This window comes from Brevibacillus brevis (genome assembly GCF_022026395.1).
Lineage (GTDB): Bacteria > Bacillota > Bacilli > Brevibacillales > Brevibacillaceae > Brevibacillus.
In genome coordinates this window covers 4368679-4389965 of record NZ_CP041767.1, presented here as the reverse complement: position 1 = coordinate 4389965, position 21287 = coordinate 4368679, and the positions used below count along the sequence as shown (strand labels likewise).

The 21287-nt window shown below is 49.1% G+C and carries 19 protein-coding genes; 16 read left to right on the top strand and 3 right to left on the bottom strand.

All coding sequences use genetic code 11. From position 1 onward, the window contains the following. Positions 1 to 3: 3 nt before the first annotated feature. The 3 genes from FO446_RS20850 to FO446_RS20840 all read left to right on the top strand — a co-directional run bounded on the left by FO446_RS20850 (position 4) and on the right by FO446_RS20840 (position 2619). Positions 4 to 1245, top strand: coding sequence for a glutathionylspermidine synthase family protein (locus FO446_RS20850; RefSeq protein ID WP_173610913.1), 1242 nt, complete (start codon positions 4 to 6; stop codon positions 1243 to 1245). Between the two features lie 21 nt (positions 1246 to 1266). Further along, the gene (locus FO446_RS20845) at positions 1267 to 1704 is read left to right on the top strand and encodes a DUF350 domain-containing protein (protein ID WP_173610914.1); all 438 of its coding nucleotides are present in this window, start codon (positions 1267 to 1269) and stop codon (positions 1702 to 1704) included. A 147-nt stretch (positions 1705 to 1851) separates the two neighbouring features. After that, positions 1852 to 2619 carry a potassium channel family protein gene (locus tag FO446_RS20840; RefSeq protein ID WP_173610915.1) on the top strand — a complete coding sequence of 256 codons (768 nt, stop codon included), beginning with the start codon at positions 1852 to 1854 and terminating at the stop codon, positions 2617 to 2619. Positions 2620 to 2688: 69 nt separating this feature from the next. On the opposite strand, the gene FO446_RS20835 is transcribed toward FO446_RS20840, so the two are convergent. Beyond that, the gene (locus FO446_RS20835) at positions 2689 to 3570 is read right to left on the bottom strand and encodes a LysR family transcriptional regulator (RefSeq protein ID WP_173610916.1); all 882 of its coding nucleotides are present in this window, start codon (positions 3568 to 3570) and stop codon (positions 2689 to 2691) included. A gap of 147 nt (positions 3571 to 3717) precedes the next feature. On the opposite strand from FO446_RS20835, the gene FO446_RS20830 reads away from it, so the two are divergent. From FO446_RS20830 to cysC, 9 genes are all read left to right on the top strand, one after another. After that, positions 3718 to 4476, top strand: coding sequence for an arylamine N-acetyltransferase family protein (locus tag FO446_RS20830; RefSeq protein WP_173610917.1), 759 nt, complete (start codon positions 3718 to 3720; stop codon positions 4474 to 4476). Positions 4477 to 4501: 25 nt separating this feature from the next. Continuing rightward, positions 4502 to 5395, top strand: a complete 894-nt coding sequence (locus FO446_RS20825) for an alpha/beta hydrolase (protein ID WP_173610918.1) — start codon at positions 4502 to 4504, stop codon at positions 5393 to 5395. A 156-nt stretch (positions 5396 to 5551) separates the two neighbouring features. Continuing rightward, positions 5552 to 6364, top strand: a complete 813-nt coding sequence (locus FO446_RS20820) for a sirohydrochlorin chelatase (protein ID WP_173610919.1) — start codon at positions 5552 to 5554, stop codon at positions 6362 to 6364. Continuing rightward, entirely contained in the window at positions 6330 to 7946 is a 1617-nt protein-coding gene (locus tag FO446_RS20815) for a nitrite/sulfite reductase (RefSeq protein ID WP_173610920.1), read from the top strand. Before FO446_RS20820 ends, FO446_RS20815 begins: the two co-directional genes overlap by 35 nt. Before the next feature lie 38 nt (positions 7947 to 7984). Continuing rightward, positions 7985 to 8224 carry a DUF3906 family protein gene (locus FO446_RS20810; RefSeq protein WP_173610921.1) on the top strand — a complete coding sequence of 80 codons (240 nt, stop codon included), beginning with the start codon at positions 7985 to 7987 and terminating at the stop codon, positions 8222 to 8224. A gap of 55 nt (positions 8225 to 8279) precedes the next feature. Further along, complete coding sequence (gene cobA / locus FO446_RS20805; RefSeq protein ID WP_229088115.1) at positions 8280 to 9737, top strand: uroporphyrinogen-III C-methyltransferase; 1458 nt, start codon at positions 8280 to 8282, stop codon at positions 9735 to 9737. A 15-nt stretch (positions 9738 to 9752) separates the two neighbouring features. Beyond that, positions 9753 to 10469: a phosphoadenylyl-sulfate reductase gene (locus FO446_RS20800; RefSeq protein WP_173610922.1), complete on the top strand. Its 717-nt coding sequence runs from the start codon at positions 9753 to 9755 to the stop codon at positions 10467 to 10469. Positions 10470 to 10511: 42 nt separating this feature from the next. After that, positions 10512 to 11651: a sulfate adenylyltransferase gene (gene sat, locus FO446_RS20795; protein WP_173610923.1), complete on the top strand. Its 1140-nt coding sequence runs from the start codon at positions 10512 to 10514 to the stop codon at positions 11649 to 11651. A 38-nt stretch (positions 11652 to 11689) separates the two neighbouring features. Beyond that, positions 11690 to 12295, top strand: coding sequence for an adenylyl-sulfate kinase (gene cysC, locus FO446_RS20790; RefSeq protein WP_173610924.1), 606 nt, complete (start codon positions 11690 to 11692; stop codon positions 12293 to 12295). Positions 12296 to 12358: 63 nt separating this feature from the next. Here the strand turns inward: cysC and FO446_RS20785 are convergent, their stop codons facing one another. Beyond that, entirely contained in the window at positions 12359 to 13633 is a 1275-nt protein-coding gene (locus FO446_RS20785; protein ID WP_173610925.1) for a hypothetical protein, read from the bottom strand. Between FO446_RS20785 and FO446_RS20780 the strand changes: the two genes are divergently transcribed. Together FO446_RS20780 and FO446_RS20775 are read left to right on the top strand one after the other, a co-directional pair. Continuing rightward, positions 13527 to 16733 carry a DNA translocase FtsK gene (locus FO446_RS20780; protein ID WP_370648034.1) on the top strand — a complete coding sequence of 1069 codons (3207 nt, stop codon included), beginning with the start codon at positions 13527 to 13529 and terminating at the stop codon, positions 16731 to 16733. The two genes, FO446_RS20785 and FO446_RS20780, sit on opposite strands and share 107 nt — an antisense overlap. A gap of 111 nt (positions 16734 to 16844) precedes the next feature. Continuing rightward, positions 16845 to 17240 (top strand): hypothetical protein, encoded by a 396-nt coding sequence (locus FO446_RS20775; RefSeq protein ID WP_173611003.1) that lies wholly within the window; start codon positions 16845 to 16847, stop codon positions 17238 to 17240. 55 nt (positions 17241 to 17295) lie between these two features. Here the strand turns inward: FO446_RS20775 and FO446_RS20770 are convergent, their stop codons facing one another. Next, positions 17296 to 18834 carry a glycoside hydrolase family 55 protein gene (locus tag FO446_RS20770; protein WP_221868115.1) on the bottom strand — a complete coding sequence of 513 codons (1539 nt, stop codon included), beginning with the start codon at positions 18832 to 18834 and terminating at the stop codon, positions 17296 to 17298. 191 nt (positions 18835 to 19025) lie between these two features. On the opposite strand from FO446_RS20770, the gene FO446_RS20765 reads away from it, so the two are divergent. Together FO446_RS20765 and FO446_RS20760 are read left to right on the top strand one after the other, a co-directional pair. Then, positions 19026 to 20009 (top strand): NAD-dependent epimerase, encoded by a 984-nt coding sequence (locus FO446_RS20765; RefSeq protein WP_173610927.1) that lies wholly within the window; start codon positions 19026 to 19028, stop codon positions 20007 to 20009. After that, positions 20002 to 21282 (top strand): nucleotide sugar dehydrogenase, encoded by a 1281-nt coding sequence (locus FO446_RS20760; protein ID WP_229088112.1) that lies wholly within the window; start codon positions 20002 to 20004, stop codon positions 21280 to 21282. Before FO446_RS20765 ends, FO446_RS20760 begins: the two co-directional genes overlap by 8 nt. The last annotated feature ends 5 nt before the right edge of the window (positions 21283 to 21287 follow it).

Genomic DNA, 21287 nt, shown 5'->3' with positions numbered 1-21287 from the left:
AAAGTGGCGGACCATAACCGACGAGAACGAGAGGCGCTGTACGGCCCGATGCGGGAAGAGGGCGTATTTACCTGGGATTGGATGTATGGCGAGGAATATGCGCTCCATGATATTCACCTGATCTCCCCCACCTTTCGAGAGGAAATCGCGATGGCAACCGAGCGACTGGGGCAAATCTTTACCAAGGTCGTTCCGGTATTGCAGCGTGCAGAGGACTCCCTGTTGTTGGAACTAGGAGTGCCAAAGCAGGCATTGCAGGCAGTCAGGATCGTCGTTTCCCAAACGGTGCCGACTGTGATTGGACGCTTTGATTTTGCCCAGACGACAGAAGGTTTGAAGATGCTTGAGTGCAACAGCGACACCCCTACAGGAATCGTCGAGGCTTTTTATGTGAACGGTCGTGCCTGTCGCCATTTCCTGCGTGAGGACCCGAATGAAGGGATGGAGCGGCAGTTGCGTTCGGCTTTCAGCAAGGTGGTCGACGCGTATCGGGCGAAAGGCTATGATACGGATTCTATCTGGTTTAGCTCGCTCGACTGGCATGAGGAAGACAAGGGAACGACATTGTACTTACTGAACCAATCGGGTCTTTCTGCCCGGTTTGCCGCATTGGAACATTTGCGTGTTTGGCAAGATCGGCTCTATGTAAAGGAGAATGAGGAGCTACTGCCAGTCGATGTGCTGTACCGTCTGCATGCTTTGGAAAAGCTGGCGGTAGAACAAGATGAAGACGGCTACCCGACTGGTGAGCATGTGCTTTCGCTGATTGCCCGCAAAAAGCTCGCCATTATTAATCCTCCTTCTGCGTTTCTCATTCAGACGAAGGCTTTGCAGGCGCTCATCTGGAACTTGCATGAGGCGAATGAGTTTTTCACCGAAGAGGAGCACGCGATCATCGAAGCTTACATGCTGCCTACTTATTTTGAAAATCGGTTTGCAGGCAAAGAGGACTACGTCACGAAGCCGATTTTTGGGCGAGAAGGTGGCGGTGTCATGCTGTTTGCATCAGATGGTACGCTGCAAGAGAAAGATCAGGAAGAGTTTTACTGGGAGCAGCCGATGATTTATCAGAAACGGGTGGAGCTTCCGGAGATTACGGTTCAGACGATGAAGGGGGCTTATGCTGGACGACTGCTCTGGGGGTCCTTTTGGATCGGCACAGAGGCATCGGCAATTGTAGCTCGTGTCGGTGGACCGATTACAAACAACCTATCATATTATTTGCCGGTCGGCATAGACAAGTAGCGAAAGGAGAGGACAACTTACATGTTGGGACAATTGGATTACGTAGTAAACTTTTTGGCATATTTGGCAGTGACCATTCCGATATTGGCTGTAGGGATTTTTGTGTTTACAATTACGACTCCTTACAAGGAGTTTGATCTGATCAAGCAGGGAGCACAGACTGACGATCCGAAGAAAATGGCAGCGGCAAAAGCAGCCTCGCACGATTTGGGAGGAAAAATCATCGGTTTGGCAATCGTCCTCGCTTCGGCTGTTTACCACTCCGTTAACTTGTGGGATTTGGTCATCTGGGGTATTGTAGGAATGGTATTTCAAGTCATCATTTTTTATTTGTTCGAATGGATCACACCATTTAAAGTCGTGTCTGAAATTCCGAACGGGAACGTATCCGTCGGTATTTTCGCATCGCGGTTGAGTATTGCAGCGGGCTTGTTGATGGCTGCGCTGATCAGCTACTAAGCATGGAAAGAGGCGTTCACCTTCGAAGTCTGGTGCTCATGTAGGTTCTCTGCATTTGGCTCCTCCCGCTTCAGGTTCTCGCCTCTTTTTCGATGCGGAACCGCTCATATTTTGAACAGGTACTTACGGGCACAGGGAGGAGTCTTTTTGTTCTGGCGCGTCATGTATGAGATTTTTATCATTATGCTTGTGATTACGTATGCGATTCTGTTGTTCGCAGACTTCTCCAATCATCCGCTGTTGACGGATGAACTGATGGACAAGGTAGACAATGGGCTGATCATTTTGCTGATTGTCGAGTATTTGGTCCGGCTGTGGAGGGCGAAGGACAAACGAAAATTCGTTTATGCCAACTGGTTCGATCTGATCGCAATGATTCCATTGGACTCTTATTTGTATTTAGCCAGAATCATGCGCGTGCTTCGTCTGGTGCGCATCGTGCGTGCTTCGCCGTTTTTGCTGGGAATCATTCGATCTGGCCCGATGCGTCAAGTATTTGGTGTCGTCACGATCATCATGCTGTGGAGCTCGACTGCGATTTATTTGCTCGAATACGGTGTAAACGAGAATATCAAAAGCTTCCCGGATGCGTTGTGGTGGTCGATTGTGACAACTACGACAGTCGGCTACGGTGATATTTCGCCTGTGACGGCAGGTGGAAGGATCATGGCGACGATTTTGATGATAACGGGGATCGGAATGCTGGGAGCATTGACGGCAAATTTTGCTACGCATTGGACAGAGACACATGAAAGCAAAAGTCTGGATGAGAAAGATCGCTTGACGGAAGAGATCAAAAAGCAGGCGATCACAAATATTCAACAGATCGAAAACTTGACCGAGCACGAGTATGAAACGCTCAAAGAAAGCATGGATTTGCTGTATCGCCGAACGAGGAAAAAGAGTGAGGAATAAGGGGAGAGCTGTCAGGCATTAGGCCTGGCAGCTTTTTTCGTGCAAGTGCCTCGAACGCAGGATGTACACTTACTGTTTTGCTTGAGCGTAATGCTGGATAACGAATTCGCGAAAAGCCTGTGCAGCAAGTGACAAGTAGTGTTTTTCATGCCACACCAAATGAGGAGTCCATTGGCAAACAGGCTCCTCTATATGAAGGAGCGTAAGCGGTGGCAATTCCCTTTTGGCATCGATGGGGATAAAAGCAACGCCAAGACCAGCTCGTACCAAGCCGCTGATGGCGGCAGGCTCGTCCCCTTCACATACAATATTGGGGATAAAACCAGCCTCCCGACAGAAAGCATCGGTGATTTCACGGAAGCTGTATCCCGGTTTTAAACTGATGAACGGATCATTTGCTACTTCACTGAGATGGATACGCTGGCGGCCCGCTAGACGATGTGTACTTGGCACAGCCAGTACGATCTCTTCCGTCAATAAGGGTAGATTACAGATTCCTGGTCGATCAATCGAGGAAGAAGTGAGGCAAAAGTCGATTTCCCCCTTTTCGAGCAATTGGACCTTCAATTCTTCTGTCGTCGCTTGGGTGATGCGAAAGCTAATGCGAGGATATAAGGATAGAAAAGGTGCTAGCAATTCAGATACCCGATTCAAGGTTGTCGTGGCTAACAAAACACTTCCGCGTTCCAATCCAGCCAGGTCTGAAATTTCGCGTTTCCCATCTTCTAATGCTCCAAGAGCGATATCCACCTTTTTGAGAAAAGCTTGTCCAAAAACATTCAGGCGGATTTGTCGCCCAATCCGATCAAATAAGGGGACTCCTAATTCTTCCTCCAAGCGAGCTATGGTAACACTTAAAGCTGGTTGGGCTATACGGAGTTCCTGTGCCGCTTTTGTCATATGTTCCGTACGGGCGACTGTCTGAAAATACTTGAGTTGAAGTAATTCCATAGTACATTTCCACCTTATATTGATATATTCAGTGTTATTAATGTGATAATGAATTATATATTTTTATTTATGGATGATCAACTTTATAATAAAAACGTAAACAGAAACATTGTAAATGATTAAGTATAAAAAGAGGTGAATCATATCATGGATACACAAAAATATTTAGAATATATAAAGGCTGAAAGAAGAAGTGAGCTAAGTCTCGGTTATTTGTCCCATCTCCAAAAACAGCATGTCCTCCAAGTTCACTTTGAGAATCTTGATATTCTCGCAAAAAAACCTCTGTCTTTGCGTGAAGAAGACCTATATCAAAAAATTGTCCATGCTAAAAAGGGTGGCGTGTGCTACGAGTTAAACGGAATATTTTACTTTCTGCTAAAAGAACTGGGATTTGCGCCTTATCTGATGGCAGGGACTGTCTATGTAGGAAATGGAGTCTGGGCTCTTGAGAACGCTCATTTATTCAACATCGTACCGCTAGATAACGAGGAATACTTGGTGGATGTAGGCATGGGCGGTAATTCGCCACGGCTTCCTGTTCCAATGAGTGGCGGTGAAGTTGTTGATAGTGATGGAATTTACCGCGTATACCAGGATGAGACCAATTCGCTCTACTATTTGCAAAAGAAGACGGACGAGGAGTGGGAAAATCAATATCGATTTGAGACACCTTCCCATCAATGGAATTTAGAAAACATCCATCCAATCTGTGTGCTAACGGAAACATCTCCTGAATCGATGTTCAACAAGATGTATTTCCTTTCAAGAGTGACGGAAAATGGGCGTATCACCTTGTTGGGAAATACGTTGATTATCGTCGATGGCAAAGAAAAAACAAAAGAAAAACTGGAAGGACACGAGATTGAGGAAGCGGCTCGTCGCTATTTCCAGATCAATATTTGATAAAAACTTTAAGGAGGACTATTTTATGGCCTTAGATCCACAAGTACAATCATTTATGGCACAAGGGGGGGATCTTAATTCCCTCACAGGGAAGGAGCACGGGGAAGCCAAAGCTGTATCGAAAGTAGAGGATTTTCTAGTCCCTGTAAAGAACGGTGAAATTAAAGTTCGCATGTATACTCCAAATGAAAAGGATTCATTACCTGTTTTTGTTTATTTGCATGGTGGTGGATGGGTGGCAGGAGATATTCAATCTGTGGATATCTTGTGTCAAAACATCGCACATGATGCTGAGTGTATCGTTGTTTCGGTAGAGTATCGCCTAGCTCCTGCATATAGATTCCCGATTCCACTAGAGGATTGCTATGCAGCCACCAAATGGGTAGCTGAAAATAGTTCCATGCTGCGCGCAGATAAAACAAGAATTGCAATTGGTGGGGACAGTGCTGGTGGAAATATTGCTGCTTCAGTTGCCGTCATGGCACAAAAGTTCAACAATCTCTCGTTAGCGGCTCAAGTATTAATCTATCCGGTGGTCGATCTTACTTTGACCTTCAACGCACAATCATACCGCGACAATGCCGAAGGTTATTTGCTTACGACTGAGGGCGTTTTCTGGGCAGCTTCAACCTATTTACGTGACGAAATCGACAGATACAATGTAATTGCTTCACCTTCATTGAACGATGACGTAAAGGATTTACCACCGACGCTTATGATTACAGCAGAATACGATCCTTTACGAGACGATGGTGCGGCATATGCTGAGCGTCTAAAGGAAGCAGGGGTTCCCGTAGAATACAAGTGTTATGAAGGAATGGTCCATGGCTTCTTCTGGATGGCAGGGATTTTGGATAAAGGGCTTCAAGCACGTAATCAAGTTTCGAATTATTTAAAGGATGTATTTGCAAAAAAATAGAAAACTCCACTTTGCAAGAAGCCGCCAGGGTTAGGGCGGCTTCTACTATGTTCAAGCGAAATATCATTTTGTTATTGACGAGGCAATCCAACCCAATTATAATTCCGAGTAAACATATATGAATTACAAAATAAGTTTGGATAAGGGGATTATCCGATGGCGAAAACAGCGGTTTTGGTAATTGCTCACGGTTCACCGGATCCTGACTGGTTGGCGTTGGTGGAATCAGCCGTTTGGCAGTGCCGCACTGATTTGCCAATTCGGGTAGCTTACTTGGGAGGAGTGGAAGGACGAAGCATCAGCGAGGAAGTGAATCGTCTGGAAGCATCAGGAGCGACAACGATTGTCGTCGTTCCGCTATTCGCTACGGCTGGAAGCAATCACGTAGGGGAAATCCGTGCGATGCTTGGACTAGACCCATGGCCGACAGGAGAGACAGACCTGATTCGCGTTCCCGTTCAGGCAAGAATTCTTTGGTGTCCACCATTGGAGGATCACGGAAACGTCGAGCAGATTGTGGCAGAGCGAATCGCAAGTCTATCACGCTTGCCTAATCAGGAGGCTTTGTTGCTCGTCGGGCACGGCAGTGACTTGCCGGGATGTCATGAGCGCTGGGAAAAGCTGCTCTTGCGTCTGACATTCCGCTTGCAAAACCGCTATGCATTTGCCGCTGCCGGATATGCTACACTGAGGCCTGATACACTGTACGATCAAGCCTGTTTACTTGCAGAAAAAGGGGAGGTTCTCGTGCTTCCTCTGTTTGTCAGCCAAGGTTACTTCACGCGACAAGCAATCCCGAAAAGGCTTGTGGGCTTGGCTTATCGTTATGAGGGCAGTGCGTACTTGCCCCATCCACTGATTGCGGACTGGATGAGCCAATCAATTCGAATGGCATTGGTAACTGACATCTTCACACAAAGGAGCATGTACGAGCATGGCCGAGAGAAAGCAGTGGAAATGGGCTGCTGATCCATCCCTCAACAAAATGGAGTTTACGAAGCTGGAAAAAGACGGACTGGATGTTATCGAGACGATCGTAAACACCTATTCCAAAGAAGGATTTGCATCGATTGAATCTTCTGACATGGATCGATTTAAATGGGCAGGCGTCTATCAGCAGCGGCCAAAGGACGGACACTTCATGATGCGCGTACGCATACCTGGAGGCATTTTGAGCAGTGAACAAGCTCGGGTGCTCGCCAATATCGCAGCAGATTATGGCCGTGATCTGGTGGATGTGACCACGCGTCAGGCTGTGCAATTTCACTGGCTCACGGTAGAATCGCTCGCTGACATTTTTGAGCGGCTCGCATCAGCCGGACTTTCCTCTTTTGAGTCATGTGGAGACTGCCCGCGGCAAATCATGGGGAACCCACTGGCAGGAATTGATCCGCATGAAGTGCTGGATACGCGCCCCATCGTAGCGGAGTTAGAAAAATTTTTCTTGCTCAATCGGGACTTTTCCAATCTGCCACGCAAGTACAAAATATCGGTTTCTGCCAACATCCATAACGCCGCGCATGCGCAAATCAACGACCTGGCTTTCACTCCGGCCAAAAAAGTCATAGCTGGCGAGGAAGTGATCGGTTTTCATGTATGGGTGGGTGGCGGCTTGTCAGCGAAGCCATTCTTGGCGAAGCAACTGGATGTTTTCGTGCGACCAGAGGATGTCGTCAAAGTAGCGGCAGGAGTTACGACTTTATACCGTGATTTCGGTTACCGTCAAAAACGTACGCATGCACGTCTAAAGTTCTTGGTCGCTGACTGGGGACCGGAAAAGTTCAAGGAGCAATTACTGGAGCTGGTTGGCGAGTTAGAGCCAGGTGGTATCGATTTAACCGCGGGGTGGAATGGTGGATATTTTTATGGCATTCACGAGCAGCGTCAAGCAGGACTGAACTACGCAGGCTTGTCTGTTCCCGTTGGGCGGATGAATGCAAGGGAACTAAATGAACTTGCCCGTTTGGCGGACGAATATGGCGATGGGACGATTGGCACCTGTAACACGCAAAATGTCCTGATTCGCAACATTCCTGAAGCAAAAGTAGCAGCTTTCCGCAATGAGCCGATGATTGTGAATCGTTTCAAATTGCAGCCAAATACGTTTGTCGGGTATGCCGTATCGTGTACAGGTACGGAATATTGCAATCTGGCTATCGTGGAGACCAAGGAGCGGATGCGTTCGCTGGCTCAATATTTGGATGATACGGTCGTTCTCGAAACGCCGCTGCGCATTCACATGATCGGTTGCCCGAATTCTTGCGGACAGCGCCAAATTGCGGATATCGGCCTGCAAGGTGCATTGGTCAAGACAGCGGACGGAATGGTAGAGGCGTTTGACATCTTCGTAGGCGGGACATTGGAGGAGCCGCAATTCAACCGCAAGCTCAACGCACGGATTACTGTGGACAGACTCGGGCCGTTCCTTGCCCAATTGATCACGCTGTACAAGGTGGATCGTCAGGAAGACGAACCGTACTGGCGCTACGTGGAGCGGGTAGGACTTTCCCATATTCAAGCACAGGTTGACTCCATTCTGCAACCAGCGTAATGCTTGGGCGGGTAGCGTTAGATTAGGGGGGGAATGTCATGGGAGAGGAACAAGCAGAGAGCTACCTTTACAAGCTGGAAGCCGTGCTAGAGGAAGGGCGGTTACTGACGATTGTTGTGATCGCCCAAACGGATGAGCGAGCTTTCACTTCAGCCGAGAACAATCTCTTGCGACATACCATAGCGCCACCTCGCATCAAAGAGCTGAGCTTGGTAGAAAAGAAGCCGCTCGGACGCCAAGGAGTCGGGTACGTAGTGGAAACCTCTACGTTTGCCTGATACAGCCAAGGCTCTTCCTGTGAAGGAACAAAGCAGCAAGGAGGACGGATTCGCAATGAACACAGGTAGAGTCGTTTTTGTCGGAGCAGGGCCGGGTGACCCCAAGCTGCTGACAATTCGCGGCATGGAGTCGCTTCGTCTTGCGGATGTGATTGTGTACGATCGCCTGGCAAGCCCGCAGCTTCTCTCGTACGCAAAAAAGGGCGCCAGCCTCATCTATTGCGGGAAAGAGGCCGATCATCATACATTGCCGCAGGAAGAGATCAACCTCCTGCTCATCCGGGAAGCCCAAAAAGGGAAGTATGTCGTTCGACTGAAAGGCGGGGACCCGAGCATGTTCGGGCGGGTAGGAGAAGAAGCGCAGATGTGCCGTGACCATTCTATTCCGTTTGAGATCGTCCCAGGGATTACTTCTGGGATGGCGGCTCCGCTCTATGCGGGTATTCCGCTGACGCATCGTGACTACAACTCTTCCGTCGCTTTTGTCACTGGTCACTTGTGTGAAAAAAATGCGGGAAAGGAGCCGGACTGGGCAGCCCTCGCCTCGATGGAAACGTTGGTTATCTACATGGGTGTGAAAAATCTGCCTCGGATCAGGGAGCGCCTTCTTGCGCATGGAAAAGACGCCGATACACCCGTTGCTCTCGTGCGCTGGGGGACGGTGCGTGAGCAGGAGACGCTGATCGGCAAGCTTGGGACGATAGATAAGGAAGTAGAGCAGGCACGTTTTGCCGCACCCGCTATCATTATCGTAGGGGAGGTCGTCCGTCTGCGGGAATCGCTGAACTGGTACGAATCCCGCCCCTTGTTCGGTAAACGAGTAGCTGTTGCAAGAAGAGCAAGCGATGAAGGAAATAGCGAGCTCTTGATTGCCTTGGAACAGTTGGGAGCCGAAGTCATGCCGATTTCTTTGATCGAACGCTGCACGTTTGACATCCCATTGACAGAGCTTGCCACTTATCGTTGGCTCGTCTTCCAGAATGCGCAGCAGGTATCCTTTTTTACTTCTGCCCTGCGACAACAGCGCTACGATGTACGGCGCTTAACGAGCAAGCTGGCTGTTTGTGGACAACGGGCATATGCGGCTTTCGAGAAACAGGGGATATATCCGGACTTGGTGTTCGATGAAAACACGTCACTGCTGGCATTCCCTGACCTGCTCGCCTTGGAAAAAGAAGAGCAGGTGCTTTACGCAGGGGAAGGGAAGCCGCAAAAAATCAGGTTGGACGATGGCAAAGCGATTAAAGTGATGCAAGCGGGCACGTTCGAATGGGATGGGAAGAACCCCAATGAAAAGATGGCAGGATGCTCATTTGACTGGCTAGCCACGGATGATGTCCATACGCTGTCAGCGCTGGCCCAATTCGCTGGCGATGCCTGGTCAAAGACACCGATCGTATGTGTCGGAAAGGAAACAGCGGATGCAGCCAGAGAAATGGGCTGGCAATTCGTGAGCAGCCAAGAAGATAACGCGATCAATATAAACGAGCTGAAAGAGTCGTACGCTAAATGATCAAGGAGGGGGCACATGAGCCAGCTAAATTATGCGTCAGCGACAGAGGAACAACTCGCTTCTATCAATAATCGTCTCGAAAAGGGCGACACCATAGAAGTAATCAAATGGGCCTACACCACGTTTTCGGATGATTTGATTTATTCGTGTAGCTTTGGAGCCGAGGCCATGGTGCTGCTCGATATGATCAGCGATGTGAAAAAGGATGCCAAGGTCACCTTTTTGGATACCAATCTCCACTTTTCCGAGACATACAGCTTGATTGACCAGGTGAGAGCGAGGTATCCTGCGCTTCGTATAACAGTCAAGCAGCCTGACATCACGCTGGCACAGCAGGCAGACCTCCATGGCGAAGAATTGTGGAGCAGGCAGCCGGATATGTGCTGCCATATCCGCAAGGTACTGCCAATGGAAAGTGTGCTGACTGGAACGGTTGCATGGATGTCAGGGCTGCGCAGAGAGCAATCTGCTACGAGAGCGAATGTCGCGTTTATCAATCGCGATGAAAAATTCCAGTCGTTAAAAATTTGCCCGCTCATTCATTGGAAGTCGGAAGAAGTGTGGCAGTACATCCGAGCATTTGAGTTGCCGTACAACCCCCTTCACGACCAGAGCTATCCGAGCATCGGCTGTGCTCCTTGTACGCGTCCTGTAAAAGAGGGCGAGGATTCAAGAGCAGGGCGCTGGGCGCAAGCAGGGAAAACGGAATGTGGTCTTCATCTCGCAAGGTAAGGAGAAAGAGAAGAACAAATCAAGGATAGGAGGGGCTTTTGTATGAGTGGGAAACCTCACGGGGGAGAGTTGGTAAACCGTTTTGATCCACAGGCAGACCTGTCGGTGACTACGCATGAGGTGGAGATAGATGCATTTGCACTCGCAGATCTGGAGTTAATCGGGATTGGAGGCTACAGTCCGCTTGAAGGGTTTTTGAATCGGGCGGATTATATTTCTGTCGTTGAGCAGATGCGGCTGGCAGATGGTACCGTTTGGAGCATTCCAATTACACTTCCGGTCTCGACCACTGTCGCAGGAGCGTTGCAGATCGGAGACAAGGTGCGTTTGAGTCATCAGGGGTCGGTCTACGGTATTCTTGCAATTACCGATATTTATTCACCTGACAAGGAGCGAGAAGCTCGTCTCGTCTATGGCACCGATGATACGAATCATCCCGGGGTGAAAAAGCTGCTGGAGCGTCCCGCCGTTTATTTGGCTGGCCCAATTACGTTGGTAAAGCGCACCGAAAAAGGGCGTTTTGCCAGCTATCACTTCGATCCGGCACAAACGAGAGAAAGATTTGCCGAGAAGGGCTGGAAAACGATTGTCGGCTTTCAGACACGCAACCCAGTCCACCGCGCGCATGAATACATCCAAAAGTCAGCTCTCGAGATCGTCGACGGTCTGTTTTTAAATCCTCTTGTGGGCGAAACGAAGGCAGATGACATTCCTGCTGATGTGCGGATGAACAGCTATCAGGTATTGCTGGAAAAATACTATCCGGCTACACGGGTAGAGTTGGCTGTGTTCCCGGCTGCCATGCGCTATGCAGGACCGCGTGAAGCGATTTTTCATGCATTGGTGAGGAAGAATTATGGCTGCACTCATTTTATTGTAGGCCGGGACCACGCTGGCGTTGGCAACTATTACGGGACGTACGATGCCCAGCATATTTTCCGCCAGTTCCAGCCAGAGGAGCTAGGAATTACACCATTATTTTTCGAGAACAGCTTTTATTGCAAGACCTGCGGAAACATGGCATCTACCAAAACGTGCCCGCATGATAGCGAGCATCATATCGCGCTGTCTGGGACCAAGGTGAGGGAAATGCTGTCGCGTGGTGAGGCTCCGCCACCTGAATTTAGCCGTCCTGAGGTTGCACGGGTATTGATCGAAGGGCTGCGCCCGGTGTCCGTCTAATCCGCTGAAAAAATCGGTTGTGCGAGAGGGGAGAGACGATGAGTAGAGAGGGTACCGCGAATATCGTATGGCATCCGACGACGGTAACGAAACAAGACCGACAGAAGCGTGCGGGCCACAAAAGCTGTGTCTTATGGTTTACGGGGCTGTCTGGTGCTGGCAAATCAACGTTGGCGAATGCAGTCGAGCATGAGCTTCATCAAAGAGGGGTAGCCAGTTACGTGCTGGATGGTGACAATATACGTCACGGCTTAAACCGGGGATTGGGGTTTGGGGCAGAGGATAGACGGGAAAATATTCGCCGAATTGGCGAGGTCGCGAAGCTGTTCGTAGAGGCAGGCGTGATTACCTTGACGGCATTTATCTCTCCCTATCGGGAAGACCGGGAGCTTGCGCGTAATCTGGTAGAAGCTGGGGAATTCATCGAGGTATATGTAAAATGTTCATTGGATGAGTGTGAGCGCCGAGATGTAAAGGGACTGTATCAAAAAGCGAGAAGCGGGGAGATTGGTCAGTTTACGGGGATATCAGCACCGTATGAAGAGCCTGTTCAAGCGGAGTTGGTCATTGAGAGCGACAAGCAGACCATTGAAGAAGCTGTCCAGATTGTCCTTACATACCTGGAAAAGCACAAGATTCTCTAGTTTTATGGATAGGTAAAAAAGCACGACGCGAGAGGCGCCGTGCTTTCTTCGTGAGGAAAAATATTACTTCGTAGTGGTCGCTGCTTCTTCAACTTCCAGATCCTCAGCCAATTCTTCCATCCATTTTTGTTGATCAACCATGTTTTCAGCGATTGGACGAACAAAGCCTTTGTCGCTAAAGCTGTTGATTGCTTTTTCATCTTTCACCAGCTGTTCTACAGTCAGACCAGCATCTTTTGCTGGCGCACTGAACTTGGTTGCTTTTCCGAAGTTGTATGCATATTGATCAGCAGCCAGACCGATTGTTACAGCTTGCTTCATTTCAGGAGCTTGGAAAGTTACGCTCAAATCGCTTGTTTGTTTCACAGGCATTTTGTTGCTGTCGATGTAGAAGTCGAGGTTCCAAGCGAGCTTGTGGAAGCCTTCTTTTTTCATTTCTTCTACGATTTTTTCAGGTGTGTATGCTTTACCTGTTTCATCCAACCATTTTTTCGCTTCAGCCATGCCTTCGTTTACCATCGCTTCCGCATTTGCGCGCTTCTCAGCTTCTGTGGTTTTCTTGCCCAGTTCCGGATACAGATCTTCTGTCATGGAAGTGGTCAGTACCATCATATCGATCGCGAAATCTTTTACTTCTTTGCTAGCTACTGCATCGTTAGCTGTGAAGAAGAACATTTTTACCAATTCTTTTGCGTCGATTTTTACAGTTACATGAGTTGCTTCTACTTTTTCACCGTTCGGCAATGTTACGGATTGTTTGCCATGGTTTTTCGCGTCAGCCAATGTATAGCCATATTTACTCACATACTTTTTCACAAAGTTGAAAGTAAGGTCGTTCATTTTGTCTTGGTATTCTTTCAGCTTCGCAGCGTTAGCAGCATCGGAGCCGCCAAGCTCAGCCATGAAAGGATTGGAAGAGTTCGAATCGATTACCAAGTACTTGCTGTCCAGTGGAGACTTCACGTAGACTTTATCCTCGTCAACGATGGTTTCAACGGATGCTTTTTTGTCACCTGTCCAGAGCTTGTTGTCGCGCAGGAGCTTGTCGTCTTTTACTTCCACTTCAAACTTCACAGTGTCCAGATCCAGCTGGGAGCCTTTTACTGTTACGCCTGCTTTCAAAGCGGACAACAATGCTTGCCCTTCTTTGTCAACCGGTTCTCCGAATGCTTCAGGCAATTTCTCAACGTCGCCTGTCAGCTTCAAAGTGCCTTCAAAATCATAGTTAGGCTTGTCAATTGTCGCTACGATAGAATCACGCACCAGGGATGCCTCTCCTGCACAACCGGTCAGCAGTACTGTACCTGCTACCAGAAGGGCGCTACCTTTTTTCCACATGATGTGTTCCTCCCCTATGTATATTATTTTTTATTCCCCCTTTGTTCTACGCACAAATAGAGAAAAGGTTTCGCAAAAACGGAAAAAAATCACAATCCGGCTAATTCTGCCTCATTTTCGTGGTAAAATGAAGGGGAGAAGATGGTTAGTGAAGAAAGGGCGTTGCAACATGTGGTCGTGGCTTCAAAAGCTGATGAACTTTTTTCAGGGAGAAAGAGAAGAAGAAATAGAGGAAGAAGGCCGTCCAGCAGGTACCGGTAACCCAACAGGTAATCCCGTTCCCCGTCAGCCTCAGCCTCAGGCGAGAACAAAAAACATATACCCAAAAGAGCGGGTAGACAATCGAGATACAGAAGACAATGTGCGTCAAAGAAGAGAGCGTCAATTTCGTTTTCCGGTTGTCCCGGATGACTATTTGGAGAGGAAGCGCAATCAAAGCGTAAATTCTTCCGAATCGAATGAACGCAGTCGCCAACAGGCACCTCGTGAGCGATTCGAGCCGAAGCGTGAAACGATGCGGCCAGCCAATGATCGCGTGCCAGAAACAAAGACAGAGCCCGTTTTCGAGAAAAAGAAACCTGAGCTTGTCAAAAACAACAGCGAGATACCGCAGCGTCCCGTCCGTACGCCGCAAAAAGAAGTGGAAAAAGTGACGAGAACCGTTTTTTCTACAGAAGAAAAGCGTGCCTATCAGCCTTCTGAAATCGTTTCGCCTGTTTACGGGAAGATTACTCCGGCGACGCGCGAGGCGGAACATCGCATCCATACGACTGCGGGAATCATTTACCCGCGCTTGGAACAAGAAGAGCATTTGCAGCAGATGAAGCAGTGGGAACAAGAGATAAGCGAGCGGTATTTTCCAGAGGAGCAAGAGTCTGCATCTACTGAGCAAAATGAACCGCAGCATGCTTTTGTTACGAATGATTCTGTACATAACGAAGGTGAAAATGCTGTTGCAAAGACTGCTGTGGCAGATGCTCTTGATTCAGAACAAGAAGTTGCTGCTTCCGTACAATTGGAAGAGACGGTAGTAGAAGAAATAAAAGCGACGGCGCTGCAAGATTCTGATTCTGACGCATTCGAGCCAAAAGTCGAAGAGACGGTGGCTGATGTGCATGAGGAAGAAGTGGTATCGGAGTCTATTGGGCAACCAGAACCTACAGTCTCCTCTCAAACGATGGAAGAGCGGCAAGCACATGAAGAAGCCGAGCATAGACTGATTACTACACTCAGTGCGGTTGTGCAGGTGGAAAGCGAGCATGATGGCGTTAACGTTCCTTCTGTTGGTGAGGAGAATCAAGCAGTCGATACGGCCCTAGAGAGCGATGGCGTCGAAGAGCCTGCCTATGCACCTGCTATCAGTCGTTTGCTAGAGAGAGCAGAGGTAGATACACTGGAGCTCAGTTCAGCAGGAGTGGGTTCGGTCTCCGAAGATACGTCAGAGCAAACAGAACCAACAGAACCAACTGAGCCTGAATCCATTGTTCAACCAATTGTGGAGTCCGTTGTGGAACCGGTTGTAGTACCAGTTGCAACCTCTGTTGCAGAAACCGTTCCAGCCCCAGTCCCTGCTTCATCCACAGCACAGCCCGTGAACATGTCCCAGGCATCCAGGGCGGTGCAGCCTGCGTCAGCTCCGGTAAAAGACTCGTCCAATGAAGCTGACCAAGGAGCAGAGTCCACACAGCCGCCATACGCCTTGCCGGATTTGGGACTGCTGAATCCGAGCCCGCCGGTCAGCGATGATGACGATGAGCATACCCAAATTCAAAAGCTGTTATTGGAAGAGACGCTCGCGAATTTCAATGTCAGCGCTCAGGTCGTAGGGATTGTCAAAGGCCCATCCGTGACACGCTTTGAGTTGCAACCGGCTCCCGGGGTAAAAGTGAACAAGATTACGGGATTGATTGACGATATTAAGCTGAATTTGGCTGCCAAAGATATTCGCATCGAGGCACCGATTCCAGGACGCAATGCCATTGGGATCGAAGTCCCGAATATGTCCAGCCAACCTGTATTAATCGAGAAGATCATCAGTTCAGACAAGTTTCAGGAGCATTCATCTCCGCTGGCGGTCGCACTCGGTATGGACATCGGCGGAGAGCCGATTATTGCGGATATTAAAAAGATGCCGCACGGTTTGATTGCCGGCTCGACAGGCTCGGGTAAAAGTGTGTGCATCAACTCGATCATCGTCAGTCTGCTGTACAAAGCGACTCCTGAGCAGGTGCGATTGCTCTTGATCGATCCGAAAATGGTGGAGCTCGCGCCTTACAATCACTTGCCTCATCTGGTTACGCCTGTCGTGACAGAGGCCAAGCAGGCAACGGCATCTCTCAAGTGGGCCGTGGAAGAAATGGAGAAGCGCTATGCTCTTTTCGTAGATGCGGGTGTTCGCGATATTGATCGCTACAATCAGACGACAGATGATCAGCTGCCTTATATCGTGATCATCATCGATGAGCTGGCTGACCTGATGATGGTCTCGCCGCAGGATGTCGAGGATTGCATTATCCGGATCGCTCAGAAAGCACGTGCTTGCGGTATTCATTTGCTTTTGGCGACACAGCGCCCATCTGTGGATGTCATTACCGGAAACATCAAGGCAAATGTACCGACGCGTCTTGCTTTTGCCGTATTCTCCCAAGTTGACTCGCGTACGATTCTCGATCAATCTGGGGCAGAACGACTGTTGGGTAGAGGGGACATGCTGTTCCTTGAGAGCGGCACGACTCCGGTTCGTCTGCAAGGGAACTTCGTCTCGGATGACGAGATCGAGCGAATCACGCACATGATCAAAAAGCAAAGAAAGCCTGCGTATATTTTCAGCAAAGAGGATTTGGAGCAGCAGGTTGCATCGTTTGACAGTGGAGACGATCCGTTGTATCAGGAAGCGCTCGTGTTCGTGGCCGAGCAGGGTCAAGCTTCTGCATCTGGATTGCAACGTCGTTTCCGCGTCGGATATAACCGTGCTGCCCGTCTCATCGAAATGATGGAGGCAGATGGATACGTCGCAGGCCAAAGCGGCGGTAAGGCTCGCGCTGTCCTTATTTCCAAGGAGGACGCACAAGCCGTAGTGGAGGGATCGACACTCCTGTAGAAAACGAGGGTCTTGCATGGAGCAAGGCCCTTTCTAAACGGACGAGTTGCCTAAATATTCAGTAAGGTAGTATGCTATAAAATAGATGTGAGATGGAAAGGATCGATGACGATGAATCCGCTGGCGAAAAAGTATCAGGAAATTGACGATAAACTTGTCTTGTTCAATGAAGAGTATTATTTGAGCGTGGAAAAAATCGACATTGCCGCAATGACGCTGGAAAAAAGAGAATGGCTCTTTAACCAGCTGTACGATTTCGACAGTCCGGACATGGAACTGGAGATCGATGTCTCCGAGGAAGAAAAGGGCGTTTGGTACCTGCAATTGCTCGTACCGCATGTATTGACACTGCCTGAGGCTGCCAAAAGACGCATCGAAAATGGAACCAATCAACTCACCCGGCATTTGAGTGAACGGGCAGATGAGCTAGTGAGAACGCAATTGCTTGGAGAAGAAATTTTTACCTACGTGAAACGGTACAATCCGGATTTAGAGCGTATTGCCTAATAATAAACATCCATCTATCCCACGACGAGGGGCAGATGGATGTTTTTCATTCCCCTTAGCTTTTGGCTGTTTTGGTCACAAGCCAAGTGCAGGCAGTCTTATTTGTCGTAGTTGCAATCCATTCGCATGGTTGATTGTTTACAGGAGTGATCAAGCGCAGAGTATCGCCTTTGAGACCACCGTATTTGACGGAGGCGCTGGGGGCTGTTGCGACATACACCACACGTTCGTTGATGGAAACAGTTGGGATATAGGAAGAGTTTTCGGATTTGTAGCCGCTAGTGAGGGAGACAGGAACAGGGAGGTTTTTCATGGAGAGGGTTATTTTATCCGAAGTCTTGTGATAAAACATTTTTCCGGTAACCTGGCTGAAGTCGCCACCATCCACGGTGACTACCAATGGGTACGTTCCAGTGCCGTAGAGCATGATCGCGTGGTCAGATCCGGAATAACGGTTGTTTATGAGATAGACGTTTCCGCAGCGGTTCAATGAAATGTTTTGGGTCAGTCGAGGGTCAAACGAACAACTTCTCACGGTAACATGCCGCTCGGCGAGCACATCCCATGGCTCCAAGCTCAAGGCGTAGCCGCCGATGGAAGCCGCTGTATCATTGGCCTCGAAGCTACAGCCATCAAATACAAGTCCTACATCCGAATAATCCACGGTTAGACCAGTACCTACCGTCTTTGTACTTCCTTGCGCGGTTGTATGCAGTACCCAGCGACAGTTGCTGAAAGTCATGTTTTTCATAAAGTTCACCCGATTTTTCTGATCAGGTGCCGTATAAAAAACCGAGGAGCTGATACAGCCTGTCATGCCAGTAAGACTGAAGCTGGCGAGCGAAACCAGATTACTACCTTGCACGACCATCGGGGAGGACAAATCTCCTTCCAAGTCGAGCTGTTGACGGCAAGAGATATTGCTCAGGTTTACGAACATGGGTGTGGCTCCGTCGTACCCTTGATTGAGCTCGACTTCAAAACGATCACAAGCTACATTCGTTGCATTCAGCCGCTCCAGGCCACCCGTCACGGTAATGTCTGAGCGTGTACGCTTGCGGTTGTCGCTATAAAAATCGGTAATTTGCACCGTGCGGACATAGCAGTTCGTTTCCCCGGCAAAGTAAAAATGGTCGGCGACTCCATCCGTACACCATACTTGTTGTAGCGCTACGTAATTGATATAGCTACTAGGACCTCCACCACGAATGTAGAAATCAGCGCTATGTTCGTAATCGTAAGGATCGGGTGGCAGCGGATTTGCTCTTGCATTGGAATCAATCTTCAGGTTGGAGACCACAAAAGAATCAGCATCACCACCCGAGGACGTAATCGAGAAAAGCCAGCGCCAATCTGCGCCAGATGAATTGGCTTTCCTTTTTAACACGGAAAACGGACCGATTCCCTGCATCACTAGGCTTTTTCCTGCTCCTAGGATGACCTCCAGTCTGTTTGGCTCAATGATATAGGTGCCAGCAGGAAAAAATAATGGAATTTGCAGGTTCAGAGCAGCAGTCAATGCAGCCTGGATTGCTTGGGTATCGTCGGTCACTCCATCCCCCTTTGCTCCGTGTGTTTTTACATCAATCCACATAAAAGCATTCTCCTCCAGTAATTGGTAGACAAGATTGTCTTCATTTCATTTCATTCAACCATTTCTCAAATGTTGACAACCATTTAGTAAAAAGGGCATGGACTACATAAAAATGTGTTCCATAAACTTTGGGCAGCCACTGGCATATTTGTCCTAGAACCTCCGTATGAATAAGCAAAGAGGTGGATAGTATGTCGATTTTGGTGACTGGTGCAGCTGGATTTATCGGTTTTCATGTAGCACGACGGCTTTTGGAACAAGGACAGACGGTCTGGGGGGTAGATAATTGCAATGAGTATTACGACCCGGTCTTGAAGAGCAACCGACTGGAAATCCTCCAAGCGTATCCATCCTTTCGTTTTGTCAAAGCGGATATTGCAGATCAGAGCAAAATGGACGAGTTGTTCCGAGAGATGGAGCCGGAAATTGTCATTCACTTGGCCGCTCAAGCGGGCGTCAGGTACAGTCTGGAAAATCCTCACGCCTATACGACTTCCAATATCACCGGGTTTCTGCACATTTTGGAAGGATGCCGTCGGTCGAGGGTCAAGCAGTTGCTCTACGCATCTTCAAGCTCCGTCTACGGAGGGAACACAAAGCTACCATTTGCGGAGTACGATCCCGTAGATGAGCCGGTCAGCTTGTACGCAGCAACGAAAAAAGCCAATGAACTGATGGCCTATACCTACAGTCATTTATACGGCTTGCCTGCGACGGGACTTCGCTTCTTTACGGTATATGGGCCTTGGGGCCGACCAGATATGGCGCTCTATACGTTTACCAAGGCGATTTTGTCGGGAGAGCCTGTCCGCATTTTCAACTACGGCAACATGACGAGGGACTTTACGTATGTGGACGATATCGTCGAAGGGATGCTGCGACTGATGAATCGAATCCCGCAAAGGGAGGGGGATAAAGCGCCGCATGAGGTGTTCAACATCGGGAATCACCAGCCGATCGATTTACTTTCGTTTCTCTCAATCTTGGAAGAGAAGCTGGGGAAAAAGGCTGTTCGCGACTATTTGCCCATCCAGCCGGGGGATGTTCCTGCTACCTATGCGTCAGTAGAAGCTCTGTATGAGGCGACAGGCTTTCGCCCAAAAACACCAGTCGACGTGGGGATATCTCGATTTGTAGACTGGTACGTCAGCTATTATGGTGTCGCTCATGCGTAAAAAAGTGGGAGTCGTAGGTCTTGGATATGTAGGACTGCCTGTCGCGATTGCTTTTGGCCAAGTGCTTCCAGTGGTTGGTTTTGACATAGACGAAAGACGCATACGCAGTCTGGAGAGTGGAATGGACGAAACGGGAGAGATGTCGACAGATGAGCTGAAGCGAGCCAACATCATGTATACAGATGACCCTGCAAGTCTCGCAGCGTGCGATTTTATCATCATAACGGTGCCCACTCCTGTCGATTCTGCGAAACGGCCCGATATGCGGGCACTCATTCTCGCGTCTGAAAGCGTTGGGCAACACCTGAGTTCAGGGACTATCGTCGTCTATGAATCGACAGTATACCCAGGGGCAACAGAAGAGATTTGTATTCCTGTATTGGAACAAGCGTCTGGAAAGCTGGCGGGGATTGATTTTTATGTCGGCTACTCACCTGAACGAATCAATCCGGGGGATCGGGAGCGGAGATTGTCCCAGATCGTCAAGGTCGTTTCTGGGCAAGATCGCCAGACGTGTGAAACGATTGCCGAGATGTATGGGCTGATTGTAGAGGCAGGTATTCACAAAGCGCCCTCGATTCAGGTGGCTGAGGCAGCCAAGGTGATTGAGAACACGCAACGCGACATCAATATCGCCTTGATCAATGAGCTCTCGATTATTTTTGACCGTTTGGGCATCTCAACGGCAGATGTGCTCGAAGCCGCTCGAACAAAATGGAATTTCCTTCCGTTCTCTCCGGGACTCGTCGGTGGTCATTGTATTGGCGTCGATCCGTACTATTTGACATACAAGGCGGAGAGTGTCGGTTATCATCCGCAGGTCATACTCGCTGGACGACGGATCAATGACGGGATGGGCAAGTTCGTCGCGACCTCACTCGTGAAACAAATGATCTGGCAAAATATTGCGATTCAAGGCTCGCGGATCACGATTATGGGCATCACCTTTAAAGAAAACGTGTCGGACATTCGCAATAGTCGGGTCATCGACATTGTCCAGGAACTGAAGGAGTTCGGAGTAGAGGTCCAAGTGACAGATGAATTGGCTTGTCCAGAGCGGACGAGAGAGGAATACGGCATTCAATTGCGAGAGTGGGAAGACCTGCAGCCTGCCCACGGAATCGTATTGGCCGTACCTCATGAGCGATATCTGCACCTGGGATGGGAGGAGCTTGCCGGGCTCTTGTATCAGGGGCAAGGTGTCATCGCAGACGTGAAAAGCGTGCTAAATCGCGAAACATGCCCGGCAGAAATTAGCCTGTGGCGTTTATGATGACC